We start from the raw sequence: 19,921 nt of genomic DNA on the forward strand, positions 1-19,921 counted from the left end.
TGTGGCGCTATTTTAAATGAGATTGAGACTAAATGGTTCGCTAATTATCGCTATTGCCAATGTTGCTACTATTACTAGCTTAAATAATCTAGATCGACCAATTTTCTACTGCCCAGCGATTGGCCAAGGCATGCGCATGTAACGCATCATCAGGTGATACGCAAACGGCCACATCAGCCCATTCGAGTAACGGAATATCATTTTTGGAATCTGAATACGCGTACGTTTTTTCAAACGTGATGCCAGAGGCTTGCTGTTTATTTAGCCATTTATCCAAATGGTATATTTTGCCCGCTTGAAAGTTTGGTCTGTCAGTTAACTTACCTGTATAGCGATTATCCTTGATCTCGAGCGGCGTTGCCAATACATTGGCTTCTTCCACGCCAAAACGCTTAGCAATGGCAGATACTACAAAATCATTGGTCGCAGAAATAATTACCACATCGTGTCCTTGCTCAATATGCTGACACAATGCTTCCATCGCTTTTGGGCGAATATGTGGCTCGATTTCGCTTTTGATATAGTCTTCTCTTAGCTCATCCAGTCTATCAAGCGGCAGACTGCTTAAAAACTGCGCGACGAATTCATTGTACTCTGTCGCGTCTAGCGTGCCTTCGATATAGTCATTATAGAATTTCTGATTGGCAGTGCGGTACTGCGCCTCATCGACAAGGTCATGCTTGACGATATACTCGCCCCAGAGATAATCGCTATCGACATCAAGTAATGTATGATCTAAATCAAATAATGCCAGTTGTTTTTTTTGTATTTGTGCTTGATTTGCCTGCATGGTGAGACCTTATCGTTGGTTGCGAAAAAATATGAATCGTTTAATAAAATTGGGTACAGTTGTGTATTAAGTATGATTACATCATTTAAATAGCACATCAATTAAATACAGCTCGCACCCTATCGTCTATCTCTTTAAACTTAGCTCGTTTACTTACCCTTAGTCAGGCATCGCTATTTCTGTTAAGCCTGTTTTAAATTTCTGACAACGCTCAGCATAATGTAGCGCTGACATTTTTAGCATCGCTGCTTGCTCATCTGTTAGCGTCTTGACCACTTTTGCAGGCGCGCCCATCACTAGCGAGTTATCAGGAATAACCTGACCTTCAGTAATCAAGGCTTTCGCCCCTATCAGACAGTTTTTACCGATTTTGACATTATTGAGCACCACAGCGCCAATGCCAATCAAGCTATTATCACCGACTTCACAGCCATGTAGCATAGCCAGATGACCGATAGTCACGTAATTACCAATAGTAACTTTGATACCTGCATCAGTATGAATCACACTGTTTTCCTGCACATTACTATAGTCACCGATATGGATACGATCGTTGTCACCGCGTATCACTGCACCGAACCAAATATTGGCTTGATGGCCTAAATACACATCGCCCATCACTTGCGCCGAGTCTGCCACCCAGCCATTGAACGGTACGGCAAACTCAGGGGTTTTGTCTAAATACTGATAAATCATAACGACTCCTTGTCATCTTCATTATTGTTATAACAAACGATTATAAAAATTGGGTCTAGGACTGCGCTGTCCATTGTGGCAAAGCCAACTGCGAAAATCCAGCGCTATTAATATACGCTGGATGTCGAGTTTTATAAAAGAGAAAGTAGTCAATATCTGCTTAGGCTATTTTATAAAGTCAATATCTTTATAAAGTACTCATTATTAGCCATGAAATGACTATTAATCCAGTAAATCGGCTAGCTATAACTGTCTATTTTGTATATAATACGCAAAATCTGTGCCTAAGCGAGCGGACATGATGCAAGTTACCTATTCACTATCTAGTGGGTTTTGTAGTTTTCATCAATAATGTCTTCTCGCTTTTTTGTGGAAAATTTTTGTGTATCGCCCTTTTTTTACTTTTATATGACAACAGTCAAATGCCGTAAATAAAAGGATACGGAGCAATTTTAGACCAACAAAACATGATGGCACTCACCAATAACAGCGGAGGCAATCCTTGAATTCATCGGCAGAAATACAAGCAATTTTGGCACTAGCAGACGGTACAATCTTTCGCGGTGTCAGTATCGGCAGCCTAGGTCATCGTATTGGTGAAGTGGTATTTAACACAGCCATGACAGGGTATCAAGAAATCCTAACCGATCCAAGTTATGCCCGCCAGCTGGTGACTTTGACTTACCCTCATATCGGTAATACAGGCACCAATAGCGAGGACACAGAATCTGGCAATGGCCACAAAGTATGGGCAGATGGTCTTATCATCCGTGATGCCACCATGGCAACTTCTAACTTCCGTAACTCAGAGTCACTCAGCGACTATTTACAGCGCAACGAAACCGTCGCTATCGCTGAAATTGATACGCGTCAGCTAACACGTCTATTACGTGATAAAGGTGCACAGAACGGCTGTATCATGACTGCCTCAAACGGCGAGACGATCAGCAGCGACGATGAGCAAAAAGCGATTGAGTTAGCAAAAGGTTTTGCAGGTCTAAAGGGCATGGACTTGGCAAAAGAATGCTGTACTAAAGAGAACTTCGAATGGACAGCGGGTACCTGGGATTTATCAGACACCTTACTCAACCGTGATATCCCTGGTAGTCATGATAGCGGTACTGGCGGCTTCTTTAAACAACTCGGCACTCATATCGATTCTAAATACAACGTCGTCGCTTATGACTTCGGTAGCAAAACCAACATCCTGCGCATGCTCGTCGACCGCGGTTGTCACGTGACGGTTGTACCAGCACAGACCCCTATCGCAGACGTGCTAGCAATGAACCCAGATGGCATCTTCTTATCAAACGGCCCTGGCGATCCTGCAGCTTGTGATTATGCTATCGATGCGGTACGTCACATCATTGAACAAACTGACGTCCCAACGTTTGGCATCTGCTTAGGCCATCAGTTAATTGGTTTGGCTAGCGGTGCAAATACTATCAAAATGAAAACGGGCCATCATGGTGCCAACCATCCAGTACAAGACTTAGCGACTGGCACGGTTATGATCACCAGTCAGAACCATGGTTTTGCGGTTGATGAAGACACGCTACCTGACAACGTTAAATCTACCCATCGCTCATTGTTTGATGGTACTAACCAAGGTATCGAGCTGACCGATAAGCCTGTATTTAGCTTCCAAGGTCATCCAGAAGCCAGCCCTGGTCCACATGACTGCGCGCCATTGTTTGATAAGTTTGCGAATATGATGGAAGCGTCTAAAACTGCCCAAGCGTAAACGGTTGATTATAACTACATAATAAGTAAACGCTTGAATTGTCCATAGCAGTTCAAGCGGCACTAAATAAAGCATTGCAAGCATAAAACGCCTTGAGCGTTACTAAAAATAAAGATTACTCAAATTATCACCCAAACGAAGGTAGCTCTAACTATGCCAAAACGTACCGACATAAAAAGCATTCTTATCATTGGCGCAGGCCCTATCGTCATCGGCCAAGCATGTGAGTTTGATTATTCAGGCGCACAGGCGTGTAAAGCACTAAAAGAAGAAGGCTACCGCGTCATCTTGGTCAACTCAAACCCTGCGACCATCATGACTGACCCTGTCATGGCTGACGCGACCTATATCGAGCCGATTACTTGGCAAACCGTTGAGCAAATTATTGCCAAAGAACGTCCAGATGCAATCTTGCCAACAATGGGCGGACAGACAGCACTAAACTGTGCGCTAGAGCTGGACAAGCACGGCGTATTGACCAGGTATAACTGTGAGTTGATTGGCGCGACCAAAGACTCAATCGAGATGGCAGAAGACCGCAACTTGTTTGATAAAGCCATGAAGCGTATTGGCCTTGAGTGCCCTCGCGCTGAAACGGCTGAAACCATGGAAGAGGCCTTTGCTACTCAAGAAAAAATGGGCTATCCATGTATCATTCGTCCATCATTCACGATGGGCGGTTCAGGCGGTGGTATCGCTTATAACCGCGATGAGTTCATTGAAATCTGCGAGCGCGGTTTTGACTTGTCTCCAAACCATCAATTGCTTATCGATGAGTCATTGATTGGTTGGAAAGAATACGAGATGGAAGTGGTTCGTGACAAAAACGACAACTGCATCATCATCTGTGCCATCGAAAACTTTGACCCAATGGGCGTGCATACCGGTGACTCAATCACCGTCGCACCAGCACAGACCTTGACCGACAAAGAATACCAAATCATGCGTAATGCGTCATTAGCAGTACTACGTGAGATCGGTGTAGAAACGGGCGGTTCAAACGTCCAGTTCGGCATTAACCCTGATACCGGTCGTATGGTCGTCATCGAGATGAACCCACGCGTATCTCGCTCGTCTGCCCTAGCCTCAAAAGCCACTGGCTTCCCGATTGCCAAAATCGCAGCGAAACTGGCCATTGGTTATACGCTAGACGAATTGCAAAACGACATCACTGGTGGCAAAACGCCAGCCAGCTTTGAGCCTGCGCTTGATTATGTCGTGACTAAGATACCTCGTTTCAACTTCGAAAAATTCCCACAAGCAGACAACATCCTATCGACTCAGATGAAATCTGTCGGTGAAGTGATGGCAATTGGTCGTAACTTCCAAGAGTCTATGCAAAAAGCCTTACGCGGCATGGAAACAGGTGCGGATGGCTTTGACGAGCAAATTGACTTATCAAAAGTAAGCGCCGAAAAAGCACGTAGCGAAATTATCAACCGCCTAACCATTCCAACACCTGAGCGTATCTACTACGTTGCTGATGCATTCCGCGTCGGTATGAGTGTCGATGAAGTGTTTAACTTTACCAAGATTGACCCATGGTTCTTGGTACAGATAGAAGACATCGTCAAAACAGAAGCTACCGTAAAATCACTTGGTTTTGGCGGATTAAACGAGAAAAACCTACGTAGCTTTAAACGTAAAGGTTTGTCAGATCTACGTTTGGCTAAATTGCTTGGAATCTCACAAAAGCAACTACGCAAAAAGCGTTGGGATCTAAACGTCTATCCAGTCTATAAGCGTGTCGATACCTGTGCCGCAGAGTTTGCTACTAGTACGGCTTATATGTACTCAACCTACGATAGCGAATGTGAAGCCAACCCAACAGACAAAAAGAAAATCATGGTTATCGGTGGCGGCCCTAACCGTATCGGCCAAGGTATTGAGTTTGATTACTGCTGTGTACATGCAGCGCTTGCCATGCGTGAAGATGGTTACGAGACCATTATGGTCAACTGTAACCCTGAAACGGTTTCAACCGATTATGACACTTCTGACCGTCTATACTTCGAGCCAATCACATTAGAGGACGTGCTAGAGATCGTTCGTATAGAAAATCCTGATGGCGTGATTGTCCAGTTCGGTGGTCAAACACCATTGAAACTTGCTCGTGCACTAGAGTCAGCAGGCGTTAAAATCATCGGTACTAGCCCAGATGCAATCGACCGTGCCGAAGATCGTGAGCGCTTCCAGCATATGATTCAGCAGCTAAACCTAGTACAGCCATCAAACGCACTAGCAACCAGCTTGGAAGATGGCTTGGTTAAAGCAAAAGACGTAGGCTATCCATTGGTTGTACGTCCATCTTATGTATTAGGTGGCCGCGCGATGGAAATCGTCTACAACGAAGACGAGCTAAGACATTACCTACGTACTGCGGTACAAGCATCGAACGAAGCACCTGTCCTACTAGATCGTTTCTTAGACGATGCTATCGAAGTCGACGTAGACTGTGTATGTGATGGTACTGATGTCGTCATCGGCGGTATCATGCAGCATATCGAACAGGCTGGCGTTCACTCAGGTGACTCAGCATGCTCACTACCACCATACTCACTGTCTAAAGAGCTATGTGACGTGATGCGCGCACAAACGGTCGCTATGGCAAAAGAGCTAGGCGTTATCGGTCTAATGAACGTACAGTTCGCGGTAAAAGGCGAAACGGTATACATCCTAGAAGTGAACCCACGTGCTGCACGTACAGTACCGTTCGTCTCTAAGTGTATCGGTACTTCGTTAGCACAGGTTGCTGCTCGCTGTATGGCTGGTACTTCGCTTAAAGACCAAGGCTTTACCACTGAGATTGTCCCAGCATTCTATGCGGTCAAAGAAGCGGTATTCCCATTTGCTAAGTTCCCAGGTGTTGACCCAATCTTGAGCCCTGAGATGAAATCAACGGGCGAAGTTATGGGCGTGGGCAAAACCTTTGGCGAAGCATTCTACAAGGCCATTATCGGTAGTAATGAGCGTCTGCCAGGTCTACCGACTGAAGGCGAGACAAAAACCGTCTTTATCTCAGTTCGTGACAGCGACAAAGCCCAAATCGCTCCGATTGCTCGTCAACTTGCAGACTTTGGCTTTAAGATTGTCTCGACCACTGGCACGCAAAAAGTACTGAGCGACGCTGGTATCGAAAGTCAACAAATCAATAAGGTTACTGAGGGTCGTCCGCATATCGTTGATGCCTTGAAAAATGGCAAAATCGACCTTATCATCAATACGACTGAAGGTAAGCAAGCACAAGAGGATTCGTTCTCTATTCGCCGCAGTGCGCTACAAGGAAAAGTATTCTACGTCACCACGTTAGGTGCCGCTGATGCCGTCTGCAAATCTTACGCGATTGACTTACCGTTTGATGTCTATAAGTTACAAGATTTGCATGAGCAAGCAAAGTCTATTGACGTGGCTGAATAATTTCAGTAGATTAAGCATAACCGTTAGGCTTGCCTAAAAGCTCACTCAAGTATCGTTGTTTGCTTTAAATATAGCCAACCATGCTTGAGGAACGATACCTTTACCGTGATAGACCTAAAAAGCATAGTGGCTAAATTGCGACTATGCTTTTTATTACGTAAGCTTAAGTGCGCCTATGCTTGAATTGAGGTGAGATACACTCATAAATGATAGCCAACTTATTCATTACATCGTCTTAATTATCACTCTTTTATATTTTATATCCATTGCAACAACACTGACACCATCTCATTATGAGGTGGTGTGGTGTTATTGGTTTAAGGAAAAAACATGCAACGTTACCCAATGACTCCGCAAGGACACGCGGCTCTAGAAGCCGAATTAAAACAGCTAAAAAGTGTCGACCGTCCACGCATCACAGCATCGATTGCTGAAGCACGCGAACACGGCGATTTGAAAGAAAATGCTGAATACCATGCTGCCCGCGAGCAACAAGGTTTTTGTGAAGCACGTATTCGTGACATCGAAGCCAAACTTGGTGGCGCTCAAGTCATCGATCCTTCGACACTGCCAAAAGAAGGCCGTATTGTATTTGGTGTTAGCGTCGTGATCGAAAACATGGACACCGAAGAAGAAAAACAGTACAAAATCGTTGGCGACGATGAAGCTGACTTTAAAGCTGGCAAAATCTCAGTCAACTCACCAATCGCTCGTGGTTTGATTGGTAAATTCGAAGGTGACGAAGTACGCATCGAAACGCCAAAAGGCGTGGTTGAATATGAAGTCATGAAAGTTATATACGACTAATAGCGACACTTAATAGCTACACTGCGTTCTAATCTATAAATTTGATGTTCTCAAAGATAGACAGTTTGAGAAATGACTTTTAGATAGTAGCTTCTATGACAATGATTGCGACTGACTACTTAGCCGTTCAATTTCATAGATGAAAGCTGTACTACACATAGATAGCATTTATATCGTTTCGGTTACACAATGCTGCTTTTATCCATGATTTGTTTTGGCGCATAATTATTTGAGTTTGAGTGCACAATAGCTTCAATATTAAGTTTATTCAATAAGAAATAGTTAAGATTGAATAGCTTTTATACAAGTTAGCACTGCTGCGCTTTTACTAAAAATAATGATGGTCTAATCGCACGCATAGGCTAATATCAGCACTACTACCCTCGTTATTTGGCATATTTTTCGGTGTCATTTAGCGGGGGTTTTGTTTATCTAAGCATTATCTATTGTTGTATTACTTACTATTATTTTTGAGGAGTCTTTTATGATTACGAACAAAGGTTTTCAAGCATCAACTGCTACAACGACTATGGCAAAAAATGCAGCTATGTCTGCAATGCTAGCAGGTATCATGTTGGCCGCATCATCGGCCAATGCTGCCCCTGAGATTGCTATTAGCTCCTCTGCGAGCGGTAGCACCACGGTGGTCGAGCAATACTCTGATGGTAAAACTGCTACTATTACGGCGACGTCAAACGGTATCACTATGCAAGATGGTATGCCGTACTCGGTAACTCAGGTGACCACTGTGCCACGCTATGTCGTGCGTCAGTCTCCTGTTGTCCAAGGTACGACGACCGTTACTAGCGTACCGGTGACTAACTCTATTACCAATAAAGTCACTAAAGTAGATGTGATTACCACGCCTGCCAGCAGCGTGACGCAAGTGCTACCTGTCACAACCAACGTCATCCCGCCAGTGATTATGCAGCAGCCAGTGACCAATCAAGTAACGACAACGACGACAACTTTAGATACGTTGCAACTGACCCCGACTTTTAGCACGCCTGGCGTGGTCAATGCCAATACTAAAGTGATGAAAATTTTAAAAAATGCTGATGGACGTGAAGTTGCCGTTCCTGCCAATCATATTGCCCCTGGCGATGTGATCGAGTATCACACCACTTATACCAACACTACAGCACAGCCGATTAATGACATCAACGCAATGATCTCATTGCCAAGTGGCGTCCAGTTAGTCTCGTTGAATAGTCCTCTACCGACGCTTGCTACCACTGGCGGAGACAGCTATCAAACCATTCAGCAAGTTGGTAATACGGTAGTTGTCCAAGAAAACTACTCTGGTCTAAAATGGAACTTGGTGAACTTTGATGCCAATGCGGCCAAAACCGTCGTCATACGTGCGAAGGTTCAGTAAATACAGTAATAGAACTTAATAAATTCTAAATTTTATAAAAGGTCTTGTGGACTAGTCATCTAGTCTACAAGACCTTTATTTTGGAAAATAGCCAACTTATTGTGATATAAATAAACGTTTATTCATCCGAAAAATGAGCCTTATACTTGTATTGGCTGTAACACGTTATTATTAAGCTCTATATCACTAAGAAAGATGAATAATGAGCATCCTATCCATTAGAATACTTCTATTCATCCTTGTTCTTATCGGCATATTTATTGTCTTTAAAGCGATAAAATTGTTTAGCAATGCATTTAATGGCGTCAGATTATTGACGCTACCATATAACGATAATGCAGGTAGTTTCACTGTCTCAAAATCAGGCGTTTATGCAATCTGGCACAAGGGCCCTCTTTTCAAAAAAACGCCGCTGACTTATTTTAAACCACATATCATCAATACCGCTACTGATAAAGAAATCAAGCTTAATCGCTCAACACTGTCTCCGCGCTCAAACAATTTTGATACTGGAAGAATGGAGCTTTTTACTTTTAGTGCGGAAGCTGGTCACTACGAATTAAAGCTAGTACCAGGATCAAGTACCTCAAGATTTCAAGCAATGATAGGAGGTACCCTGCCGTTGACAGATATTGATTTAAGCCAATACTCTATTGAGGTTCAAAAAAGCCAAGCACAGATACTCACGATACTAGCCATTCCTCTCCTACTACTCGGTATTGTAGGTATCGTTGGCGGTTTAGTCATTGGATTGTTAGCTGAAAAAATATTTATATAAACTCAAATTATATCCAAAATCCATATTTTCGTGACGACAACCGTTGTCGCATATCATTCTAACTTCACCTATAAATACAATGACTTAGCGATAATTTTGGTAAAATAGTCTTTCATCAATTAATTGGTAAAACGCGACTTATGGCAAACATCAATTATGAAAGATTACAGGGCAAACTCAATATCTTGGCCGATGCTGCCAAGTATGATGTCTCTTGCTCATCCTCCGCTGGTACTCGTAAGAACCAAGGCGGCGGACTAGGCGATGCCTCAGCAACGGGGATCTGTCACAGCTATACCGAAGATGGTCGCTGCGTCAGTCTGTTAAAGATTCTTTTGACCAATCACTGCATTTACGACTGCGCTTATTGCACCTCACGTAAAAGCAATGACACCCCGCGCGCCGCGTTTAGTGTGGAAGAGGTGGTCGACTTAACCATGCAGTTTTACCGCCGTAACTATATCGAAGGGCTATTTCTCAGCTCTGGTATCTTTAAAAGTGGCGACTATACAATGGAGCGACTGGTCGAAGTCGCCAAACTCTTGCGTACGCGTGAGCGCTTCAATGGTTACATCCACCTAAAGACCATTCCAGGTGCGTCAAAAGAACTGCTGCTAGAAGCAGGGTTATATGCGGATCGTTTGAGCGTCAATATCGAGATTCCGACCAAATCGGGGTTGGCTTTGCTTGCGCCAGAGAAATCACATGATCAACTAAAAGCACCCATGGAAACGGTAAAAGAAGAAATCATTACTATTCGTGAGAGTCGTAAAACCCATAAAAAAGCGCCTAAGTTCACGCCAGCAGGTCAGACCAGCCAAATGATCGTTGGTGCAAGTAACGAGACTGACCTACAGATAATTCAGCTATCGAGTCACTTCTACAAAACGTATGATCTCAAGCGGGTCTATTACTCAGGTTATGTACCTATGCTCTCTGACAATCGTTTGCCTGCGATTGGAACGCCTGTACCGATGGTACGAGAGAATCGTCTGTATCAGGCAGATTGGTTAATGCGCTTTTATGGTTTTGGTGCGCATGAGATTGTGGAGCCAGAATCTCCATTTTTAGATTTAGACTGCGACCCAAAGCTTGCTTGGGCAATACGCCATCGCGAGCATTTCCCAGTCAATATCCAGACAGCGACTTATGAGATGATTGTGCGTATCCCAGGTATCGGTACAAAAACTGCTAAAAAAATCGTCAAAGCACGTAAGTTCAATCAATTAACGCTATACCATCTAAAAAAGATGGGCGCTGCGGTCAACCGTGCTAAATACTTTATCGCGACTACTGGTAAAAACGAACACCTTGCTCATTTAACGCGGGATAATTTCCGTCAGTATGTATTGGCTCAAACACAGACCAAGTTTAACGATCAGCGTACTGGGCAGTTGGCTTTATTTTAGAATGGCTCTAGATAGTGGGTGCTAGAGAAAGTGGCCATCTGTCTACTGTATTTATGATAGAAATTTAGGATAAAACATGTCAGCACTTATGCAAAATGACTCTTACGCTGTCGGTCAATTGACGCCTAGCATTGTACTGTATGAGCCTAGCTTTGAAGGTTGGCTAAGTGCTGTGTTTTATGTCTATACCAATCGTCTACAAAACGATGTAGCGCTAAAGCTAACTGCTCAAGACTGCTATGTGCCATCACTCATCGCTCAGGCGACTAGCGTGGTAACCGATGAAGATAAAGCCGAGCGCGTGTTGGTCAAATTAAATACCTTACTGGGTCGCTCAGGCATGCGAAATGTCTTGTGGGGATTTTTATCAGAGAAGGATAATATCGGTACGACGTTGTTTCGCGTAGTCAAATACGCTATCGACTACCCTAGTCGTCAGATCATGCAGGATTTGGGTAATTTGGACGTGCTTGAGCTGGTGCAAACGGTCAAATCGGTCGGCCGTGAAAAACACCGTATGGAAGCGTTTGTACGTTTTGAGCATACGACTGATGATATTTATTTTGCACGTGTAGAGCCTGATTTTAATGTACTGCCATTGATTGGGGAGCACTTTCGTCAGCGCTATCAGGATCAGCACTGGGCAATCTATGATCTGACTCGGGGCTATGGCATCTATTATGATAAAAGTAATAGTACGCCATCACGTCCAGCAAAGCTGCAAACCATCACCGACCTCGATGATGCGGTACTACGCAATCCTGCTAGCATCCACAGTCCTGATGAGCAGCGCTATCAAAAATTTTGGCAAGGCTACTTTACCAACGTCAATATTAAAGAGCGCAAAAATCCTAAGCTGCATAAACAATATCTCCCGCAGCGCTACTGGAAATACTTGAGTGAAAAACAAGTGCTGCCCAATGCTGAGCATTTACAGAAACGACGCTAACGGCTTTTTATGTTTATTAATCCATGTCTTACGCTTGTATAGTCTAAAAACCACCTATCTGACCTCATCTTTTTATCTTGATGGTTGAGTTTTAATCGCTTTTAACTGACAATAGCAAATTGATATTACTAACCGGTGACCAACGCTATTATGAAAGTTATGCGCTTACTGTCGTCTCTAAAGCATGATGAATCCGAGCGCGGCATTTTTCATCTTGGGCGAGCATTGGTCAAAAATGAGCATACCTCTATCATTGTCTCTAGTGCCGATGAAGACAATGACTTGGTCAGACGTCTCAAACGCGATGGCAATATATACCATCAGCTACATGTGAATAAAAAGTCCTGGCTATCGCTATTGCAAGTCTCTGCACTGCGGCATTTGATAGAAAAGTACGAGCCCGATGTCATTCATGTACATTCGCGTACCCCTGCATGGATATTGCATTTGGCACTGCGCCGCGCACGCGTCAGACGTTTTCCCAAACTGGTCTCGACCATGTATGGTTTTTATCCAATCAATAAGTACTCTCAAGCCCTACTCAATGTTGATACGATAATCACCGTATCTGATAGTGTCACGCAATACTTAAAAAAAGGACTGCGCATCGAAGACGTAGATCCTAAGGTCATCACGCGTATCTATCGCGGTATCGACACTCGGCGCTACCCTTATCGTCATAATCCTTCGGTTTATTGGTTACGTCATACCTTTGCTGAATACCCTGAGCTTGAGCACAAAAAATGGCTCGTATTCCCAACCGTCATCGGTAATGAGTACGGTCAAGAGTGGCTCATCGATATCTTGGGTAACCTGCAAGAGCAGTTCCCTAATATTCACGTCATTATTATGGATGAAGACTATAAAGACGGCGATGTCGCTCATGAAGATTTTCGCCAACGTACTAATAGCTTAGGTTTAGCTGAACGCATTACCTATGTGGGCAGCAAGCGTAATGATATGCGAGAATGGCTATCGGCGGCCAATATTGTCATGGCACTTGCCAATGAGCCCGAGTCAATCGGTATCAATGCCCTACAAGCCATACATCTAGGTACGCCAGTCATTGGCTGGGATCAAGCCGCCTTTAGCGAGATTTTACAACCGCTCTACCCGCAAGGACTGGTTAAAAAATACAATGCCAATGCGCTTTGTAAAGCCGTTAGGAATCAGCTAGAGAGCGTGACGCGTCCTGAAATGACCAACAAATTTACCATGCGTGAGATGATTGAAAAGACGCTTGAAGTCTATCAAAGCTTACATGATGCGGCGCTTGCCGAAGAACAAGCCGAAGCAGATGCTATCGCAGTTCGACGCATCAAACGCAGTCTGAAAAAAGCATCTAAACCTGCCCTAAATGTCGCTGTAAAAAATATCGAACCTGTTGCTAAAAATCCAAAAATAAAGCTAACCAAAGAAAAATCGAAGGCAACGGATAATGTCGATACGACAGAAACAACTGAAGACAATTAACAACCATAAGCTAAGCGTTTTATTCGTTACGTAATTTTTTAATCAAAAAAAGGCTACTCCTAAAATGGAAGTAGCCTTTTTTGTTCAATCATCACTGGTCAATATCAAAACCAACGAGATTTAGCTTAGGTTTAATAAGTCGTCGGTGTATGGGCGCTTACGATACGGGTAACGCTATCGGTAGGATTAATAAAAGTATGCGGCTGAATGGTATCAATCACATAGCTATCACCTTGATTTAACAAATAGGTACTGTCTTCGATACGGATAATAATCTTACCCTCGATGACCGTACCAATCTCCTCACCTTCGTGAGCGATTTTTTCTTCTGTTGAGCTATTTGGCTGATAGGTCTCTATCAAGAACCCTAAGTTTCTTGTCCTGCTGCAGTTATAGACCTGCTTTAGCGACACTTTGCTATTGGGTTCATTAAGCTCTAGTAGATCCTTTGGCGTTACAATCACTCTAGCCTTTGGCTCTTTCCACTCGTCACTAAAGAACGTAGTCAGATCAGAACCCAATACTGTCAAAATCGCCTTTAACGTATTGACCGCTGGACTGACCTTATTGCGCTCAATTGAGCTGATAGACGTGTTCGTCAACCCTGACAGTTTTGCCAATTTACGTTGCGAATAACCTTTTGCTAGACGCAGCTGATTAATCTTTTTGCCAATGTCTTCCTTCAACGATTCATCTGCCTCAGAATCATTCAGTTCATCATCATCGATATCATCTATTTCAATATCAACATCAGCTACATCTTTGTCATCGACACTATCAACATCGTTTTCAATGTTATCACTATCAGTGACAGCAGTTTCTGCCTTACTTTTAGTCGTGCTATTCGGTTTGTGGTTCTCTGGCATGGTGAATAAATTCCGTGAATAGAAATTTGGACAAGCTATCTTGCGCATAATTTAACTCAGGATGCCATTGTACACCAATCATAAATGGATGTTGTAACAAGCTGATAGCCTCTACCAGACCATCAGGCGCTAACGCTTCGACGAATAAACGCTCGCCTACCTTATTGATGGCTTGCTTGTGCAATGAGTTGACGTGCCACTTTTCACCAAATGCTGCCAGCCTTCCTTGAGATTGAATGATGACGTCATGTATGGGCTGATACTGCACCTCAAGCGGCTGGGTATTGTCTTCTAAATGTTGCTCATAAAACCCATCAATATCACGCCAGTCAGGATATAGCGTGCCACCAAAATGAACATTCATCTCTTGCAAGCCTCGGCAAACTGCAAACAGCGGAATGCTTTTTTCGTCTGCATAAGCCAATAATTTGAAGCTCAGCTCATCACGGCCTAGATCTTGTTTGGCTTCGGTATGTGTCGCGCCATAACGAGTTGGGGCGACATTGCTATAACTACCGGTCAATAAGATTCCATCTGCTATTTCGAGCAGCGCATCGAAGTTTTCGCTGTCAGCAGCTGTGTTTGGCAGCAGTATAGGATTCCCACCATAAAAATTTACTGCATCGATGTATTTTTGATATACCGCCTGTGCTGGCTGTCCGTCAACCATCTTATGACAAGACACAATAGCAATAATAGGTCTGGAATTTTTCATCTCATTTTCCCTCGTTATAACAACCAGACCTAAGCTGTCTATGTTGTCTAATCCCTTATTTAGCTAAAATTTAACACAACGCCTCGTAAAATGTAAACTATAAACTTCATTAATGTCGGTATTTGTACTAAAACCTCGCATTTGAGTTATTTTAAGATAATTTTAAATAAAAATTGACAATTATAGTTTTCATCCATATATTAAAAGTCAGCAGCAATGATAACCAACATAATTTAACTTTTAGCCTAAATAAAAATGCCTAAGAGCACAGTCTATAAGTCACTAATATCATTGATAAAAAATTTAGCAGTAGTACAAACACCTCAGATTCAACCCGTCATTTATCAAATACTTATTTATTAAGTGTTCGTTATAAATGCCACTAGCAGAGAATTTAGACACCCCAGCCAAAACGTAGTAGCAGTAACAAACCCAGTAATTCTACAAATTCATAGGAAGAACAGACATGATGACAACCAATGGAATGGTCAGATCTGCAAACAGCACAGAGTACGTCTATGTTGCCGCAGGAGATATCAATGGCTTACTTCGTGGTAAGCGCATCCCTTTTGATCAAATGGAAAAAGCAGAAAACGGTGCAATCCGATTACCTCTGTCAATCTTAGGTGTCGATATATGGGGCGCTGATGTCATCGAGTCTTCGCAGTGCAATGGTGATATCGATGCCATTGCCCGTCCAACTGGTCGTGCTGCTTATCCGCTTCTCAATACCAGTGCCCCTTCATCGCTACTACCGATTTGGCTATATACCGAAGACAATGAGCCTTACTACGGTGATGCCCGCCACGTTTTGGACTACATCAGTAAAAAGTTCAAAGCACTGGGACTGACGCCAGTGATGGCAACCGAACTAGAGTTTTATTTGGTGGACTATACTGAGGGAGAGACACCCAAGCCGCCTATTCGCCCCAAGAGCGGCCTAAGACTGAATAAAACATCCATCTTGAGTATCAATGACCTATTACAATTCGATGAATTTTTAGATGAAGTCTACGAGCAGTGTGAAAAGCTCAATATTCCTGTTGATGCAGCACTGGCGGAAAATGGTTGTGGTCAGTTTGAAATCAATTTATTACACGTCGACGACCCATTAAAAGCTGCTGACGACGCGATTTTGTTTAAACAAGTGGTTAAGGCCGTGGCAGCTCGTCGTAAGCTTACCGCCACCTTTATGGCAAAACCTTTTGGCTTACAGTCTGGCAATGGCTTTCACGTGCATTGCAGCTTATTAGATAAAGATGGCAATAACGTATTCGATGATGGGTCAGATGAAGGCTCAGATATGTTGCGTCATGCCGTTGCTGGCCTACTAAAGACCATGTCAGATTGCACCTTATTATTTGCACCACATGTCAACTCTTACCGCCGCTTTACCCCCGGTACATTGGCCCCCAACAACGTGTCATGGGGTTATGAGAACCGCACCGCAGCTGTACGTATCCCTGGCGGTGACACAAAAGCACGCCGTATCGAGCACCGTGTATCTGGTGCAGATGCCAATCCTTATCTAGTTTGTAGCGCAGTACTGGCAGGTATGCTGTATGGTATCGAAAACAAGCTTGAAGCACCTGAGCCGATTAACAGCATTACTTATGATGCAGCAGAACTAAAAACCTTACCGTTGGACTGGCTCTCAGCCATTCGTCAATTTGAGAGCAGCGATGTGGTTGACTCACTATTCCCAAGCGAAATGATTGAGCTATTGATTGCGGTTAAAAAGCAAGAGGCCAAACGTTTTGCTCAGCAAGTGACCAACCTTGAATACCTCACCTATTTACAGGATGTTTGATATGTCAAATAGCAGCCCAAATAGCAACCAAAGTAGCAATATGGCAACGAACCAAAACCCACCTTCTAACAACACGCGCAATATCCCGCATTACTCGGATAAGGGTCAATACCCTGATAGCTATTATGCAGCCAGTCGCAACCCTAAGCCTGACAGACCAACGCTTAAAAACGATATTCAAGTAGAAATCTGCGTGGTCGGTGGTGGTTATAGCGGCTTATCAACTGCCCTACATCTTATCGAAACAGATCATGAGGTCGTCGTGCTTGAAGGCGCACAGATTGGTTGGGGCGCATCAGGTCGTAACGGCGGTCAAATCGTCAATGGTCTAAATGCCAGCCTGCAAAAAATCAAAAAATCTTATGGTCAGCAAAGCGCAGATTTCGTCGGTCAACTCGTGACTCGCGGTGGCAAAATCATTCGCCGCTTTGTCAGTGACTACGATATCAGCTGCGATCTGAAAGAAAAAAACATCTTTGCAGCATTGAATAACGGACAGCTAAAAGATTTGCAAGAGACGCATGCACTGTGGGAAAGCCACGGTATGCACGACCGAGAAATGCTAGACAAAAACGGCATTCAAGAACATATCAAATCAGATGCTTATGTGGGCGGTGTCATCGACCATTCAGGTGGACACTTCCATCCATTGAACCTTGCATTGGGTGAAGCGGCAGCTATCGAAAAAAATGGTGGCACGATTTATGAAAACACCTTAGTCGTAGATATTGAGTACGCTGACGACTCTATCAAAGTCATTACTGAGTTTGGCACAGTGACCTGTAAGCAAGCCGTTCTATGCGGTAACGCTTATCTCAATAAAGTCATTCCTAAGCTGACCGATCGCGTGATGCCAGTATCGACGCAGATCATCGCGACCGAGCCACTGGGCGATTTGGCCGATCAACTGCTCCCTACTGATGTCTGTGTCGAAGATGTGCGCTACATTCTTGACTACTATCGCCTCTCAGCAGATAAACGCATGTTGTTTGGCGGCGGTACGGTGTATGGCGGTCAAGATCCTGCTGATATCACGGCCAAAATCAGACCCAATATGAATAAGATCTTCCCAGAGCTGCGCGATGTGAAAATCGACTACGCGTGGAGTGGTAATTTTGCCTTGTCCTTCTCTCGTGTACCGCAAATGGGCAAACTACATGAGCGCGTATATTTCGCCCACGGCTATAGTGGACACGGCGTAACAGGCTCTCATCTGTTCGGGCAAATCTTGGCTGATGCCATCAATGGCAAAACCAAAGAGTTTGACACCTTTGCACAGATTCCTTGGATTCCGTTCCCAGGTGGCAGGGCTCTACGCGTGCCTTACTCTGTCATGGGCTCATGGTGGTATGCACTAAAAGACACCACCGGCTTGTAAATACATGACCAACCGTGAATAAAAGCGGTCGATATAGACGACGTTTTTATCATAAAAACTACTGTTGCCTTGACCTATCACAGTAATGGATTGCTGTGATAGGAAGCTCGATAGAAAGTTGATTCGCTACTGTCTGTCGAGCATCAACCACTGAATAGAGTTTGTTTCAAAAAATGAGGTTATACAGGGAGCGCAAGTATGAACATGAAACTCAATGATGCTGTCGAAGGGCACTATCATAACAAGCGAGTCTTTCTCACCGTAATAGTAGCCGTCGTCATCTATCTGGCCTTTGCTTGGCTATCCATGAGCCGTGGTCCAGATGAATCTTGGGGTGCTTTATCTTTATTACCCACATTATTAGTATTAGTCACCGCCATTGTCTCTAGGCGACCGTTTGAATCTATGATTGCAGGCTGCGTCGCTGGCCTTGTGATGCTCAACCCCTTTGATTTGGTTTCCCCGTTTGCAGACAATATGTCGATGGTCTTGGGTAACGAGACCATTATCTGGATTGTCCTCGTCTGTGGTCTGATGGGCGGGTTAATCCAGCTTCTTGAAATCAGTGGCTGCCTAGATGGTTTTAGTGAATGGCTACAAAAAATCATCAAGTCGCGTCGTCAGTCATTGTTGGCCACCTTTGCTTTGGGCGTTGTGGTCTTTATCGATGATTACTTGAACTGCTTGGCCGTATCTACCTCTGTTAAAAAACTGACTGACGTCTATAACGTTTCTCGTGAAAAGCTCGCCTATATCGTCGATTCGACCGCCGCTCCTATGTGTATTATCGTGCCTATCTCTACGTGGGCCGTTTACTTTGCAGGTCTACTAGAAGAAAACGGCGTAGCAGCAGATGGCGAAGGCATTGGACTTTATATCAGCGCTATTCCTTATATGGCCTATGCTTGGTTTGCCTTACTTATTGTATTCTTGGTTGCTTATGGCATATTGGGCGATTGGGGACCGATGAAAAAAGCAGAGAAACGCGCCAAAGCTGGTAAACCTGTTCCTGAAGCATTTGTCGAAGAGCAACTAATTTCAAACGTCAAAGCCAAGCGCAAACTGTCATTCAAAGCCAATATCGCTAACTTTGCTTTTCCAATGATTCTATTGATTGTCTCAACCGTTTACTTTGAAATCGATCTGTTACGCGGGGCACTATTGACCTGTTTTGTGACTGTCGTTGTCTATTGGATGCAAGGTATCTTAAGCTTTGAGACACAAGTTGAAGCCATCTTTAAAGGCTTTAAAGTCATGCTCTATCCCCTCTCAACTGTTATTGGTGGTTTTTTCTTAAAAGCCATCAATGATGAGCTTGGTATGACCATGTATGTGATTGAGGCTATCACGCCTTATATGACCATTATTATCTTCCCTGCGGTTATCTTTGCGGTCATGGCCTTCTTGACCTTTGCAACTTCATCAAGCTGGGGTCTGTACGTGTTGGCGATGCCTATCGTGTTCCCAATATCGCTCGCCCTTGGCGTGAGCACACCCCTTATGATTGGCGCCTTGTTATCAGCCTCATCATTCGGTAGTCATGCGTGTTTCTTTAGTGATTCATCATTACTTGCCGCGCAAGGTGCTGGCTGCTCACCCATGCAGCATGCCTTTACCCAGTTCCCGTATGCAATGTTAGGTGCAGGACTGTCCGTCGTGACCTTCTTAGGATTGGGCTATATGATGGCTTAAGCCGATAAAACTTGACCAA

The 19,921-nt window shown here is 43.9% G+C and carries 15 protein-coding genes; 11 read left to right on the forward strand and 4 right to left on the reverse strand.

Annotated elements, in window-relative coordinates:
• Positions 1-88 precede the first annotated feature (88 nt).
• Together ACQKCP_RS05065 and ACQKCP_RS05070 are read right to left on the reverse strand one after the other, a co-directional pair.
• Positions 89-790, reverse strand: coding sequence for an HAD family hydrolase (locus tag ACQKCP_RS05065; protein ID WP_427611527.1), 702 nt, complete (start codon positions 788-790; stop codon positions 89-91).
• 159 nt (positions 791-949) lie between these two features.
• Positions 950-1,486, reverse strand: a complete 537-nt coding sequence (locus tag ACQKCP_RS05070; protein ID WP_296211716.1) for a gamma carbonic anhydrase family protein — start codon at positions 1,484-1,486, stop codon at positions 950-952.
• A 502-nt stretch (positions 1,487-1,988) separates the two neighbouring features.
• Here ACQKCP_RS05070 and carA point away from each other — a divergent pair.
• From carA to ACQKCP_RS05110, 8 genes are all read left to right on the forward strand, one after another.
• Entirely contained in the window at positions 1,989-3,230 is a 1,242-nt protein-coding gene (gene carA / locus ACQKCP_RS05075) for a glutamine-hydrolyzing carbamoyl-phosphate synthase small subunit (protein ID WP_427611528.1), read from the forward strand.
• A gap of 153 nt (positions 3,231-3,383) precedes the next feature.
• On the forward strand, positions 3,384-6,647 hold the full coding sequence (carB, locus tag ACQKCP_RS05080) for a carbamoyl-phosphate synthase large subunit (RefSeq protein ID WP_427611529.1): 3,264 nt from the start codon (positions 3,384-3,386) through the stop codon (positions 6,645-6,647).
• 330 nt (positions 6,648-6,977) lie between these two features.
• Entirely contained in the window at positions 6,978-7,454 is a 477-nt protein-coding gene (greA, locus tag ACQKCP_RS05085; RefSeq protein ID WP_057760725.1) for a transcription elongation factor GreA, read from the forward strand.
• A gap of 484 nt (positions 7,455-7,938) precedes the next feature.
• Entirely contained in the window at positions 7,939-8,832 is an 894-nt protein-coding gene (locus ACQKCP_RS05090) for a hypothetical protein (protein ID WP_427611530.1), read from the forward strand.
• 202 nt (positions 8,833-9,034) lie between these two features.
• Entirely contained in the window at positions 9,035-9,610 is a 576-nt protein-coding gene (locus ACQKCP_RS05095; RefSeq protein ID WP_427611531.1) for a hypothetical protein, read from the forward strand.
• A 140-nt stretch (positions 9,611-9,750) separates the two neighbouring features.
• Positions 9,751-11,019: a putative DNA modification/repair radical SAM protein gene (locus ACQKCP_RS05100; RefSeq protein WP_427611532.1), complete on the forward strand. Its 1,269-nt coding sequence runs from the start codon at positions 9,751-9,753 to the stop codon at positions 11,017-11,019.
• Between the two features lie 76 nt (positions 11,020-11,095).
• Positions 11,096-11,968: a TIGR03915 family putative DNA repair protein gene (locus ACQKCP_RS05105; protein WP_427611533.1), complete on the forward strand. Its 873-nt coding sequence runs from the start codon at positions 11,096-11,098 to the stop codon at positions 11,966-11,968.
• Positions 11,969-12,118: 150 nt separating this feature from the next.
• Positions 12,119-13,441, forward strand: coding sequence for a glycosyltransferase family 4 protein (locus tag ACQKCP_RS05110; RefSeq protein ID WP_102093790.1), 1,323 nt, complete (start codon positions 12,119-12,121; stop codon positions 13,439-13,441).
• Between the two features lie 131 nt (positions 13,442-13,572).
• Here the strand turns inward: ACQKCP_RS05110 and ACQKCP_RS05115 are convergent, their stop codons facing one another.
• On the reverse strand, positions 13,573-14,307 hold the full coding sequence (locus ACQKCP_RS05115; RefSeq protein ID WP_290177656.1) for a cupin domain-containing protein: 735 nt from the start codon (positions 14,305-14,307) through the stop codon (positions 13,573-13,575).
• Positions 14,282-15,022, reverse strand: coding sequence for a gamma-glutamyl-gamma-aminobutyrate hydrolase family protein (locus ACQKCP_RS05120; RefSeq protein ID WP_427611534.1), 741 nt, complete (start codon positions 15,020-15,022; stop codon positions 14,282-14,284). The genes ACQKCP_RS05115 and ACQKCP_RS05120 overlap by 26 nt, the downstream gene beginning before the upstream one ends.
• 466 nt (positions 15,023-15,488) lie before the next feature.
• Here ACQKCP_RS05120 and ACQKCP_RS05125 point away from each other — a divergent pair, with 466 nt between their 5' ends.
• From ACQKCP_RS05125 to ACQKCP_RS05135, 3 genes are all read left to right on the forward strand, one after another.
• Positions 15,489-16,832 (forward strand): glutamine synthetase family protein, encoded by a 1,344-nt coding sequence (locus tag ACQKCP_RS05125; RefSeq protein ID WP_427611535.1) that lies wholly within the window; start codon positions 15,489-15,491, stop codon positions 16,830-16,832.
• 1 nt (position 16,833) lies between these two features.
• Complete coding sequence (locus tag ACQKCP_RS05130) at positions 16,834-18,210, forward strand: NAD(P)/FAD-dependent oxidoreductase (RefSeq protein ID WP_427611536.1); 1,377 nt, start codon at positions 16,834-16,836, stop codon at positions 18,208-18,210.
• 198 nt (positions 18,211-18,408) lie between these two features.
• A complete protein-coding gene (locus ACQKCP_RS05135) occupies positions 18,409-19,902 on the forward strand; it encodes a Na+/H+ antiporter NhaC family protein (protein WP_427611537.1) in 1,494 nt (497 codons plus the stop codon).
• The last annotated feature ends 19 nt before the right edge of the window (positions 19,903-19,921 follow it).

It is taken from the genome of Psychrobacter sp. NPDC078631 (genome assembly GCF_050268165.1).
In the GTDB taxonomy this organism is placed as follows: Bacteria; Pseudomonadota; Gammaproteobacteria; order Pseudomonadales; family Moraxellaceae; genus Psychrobacter.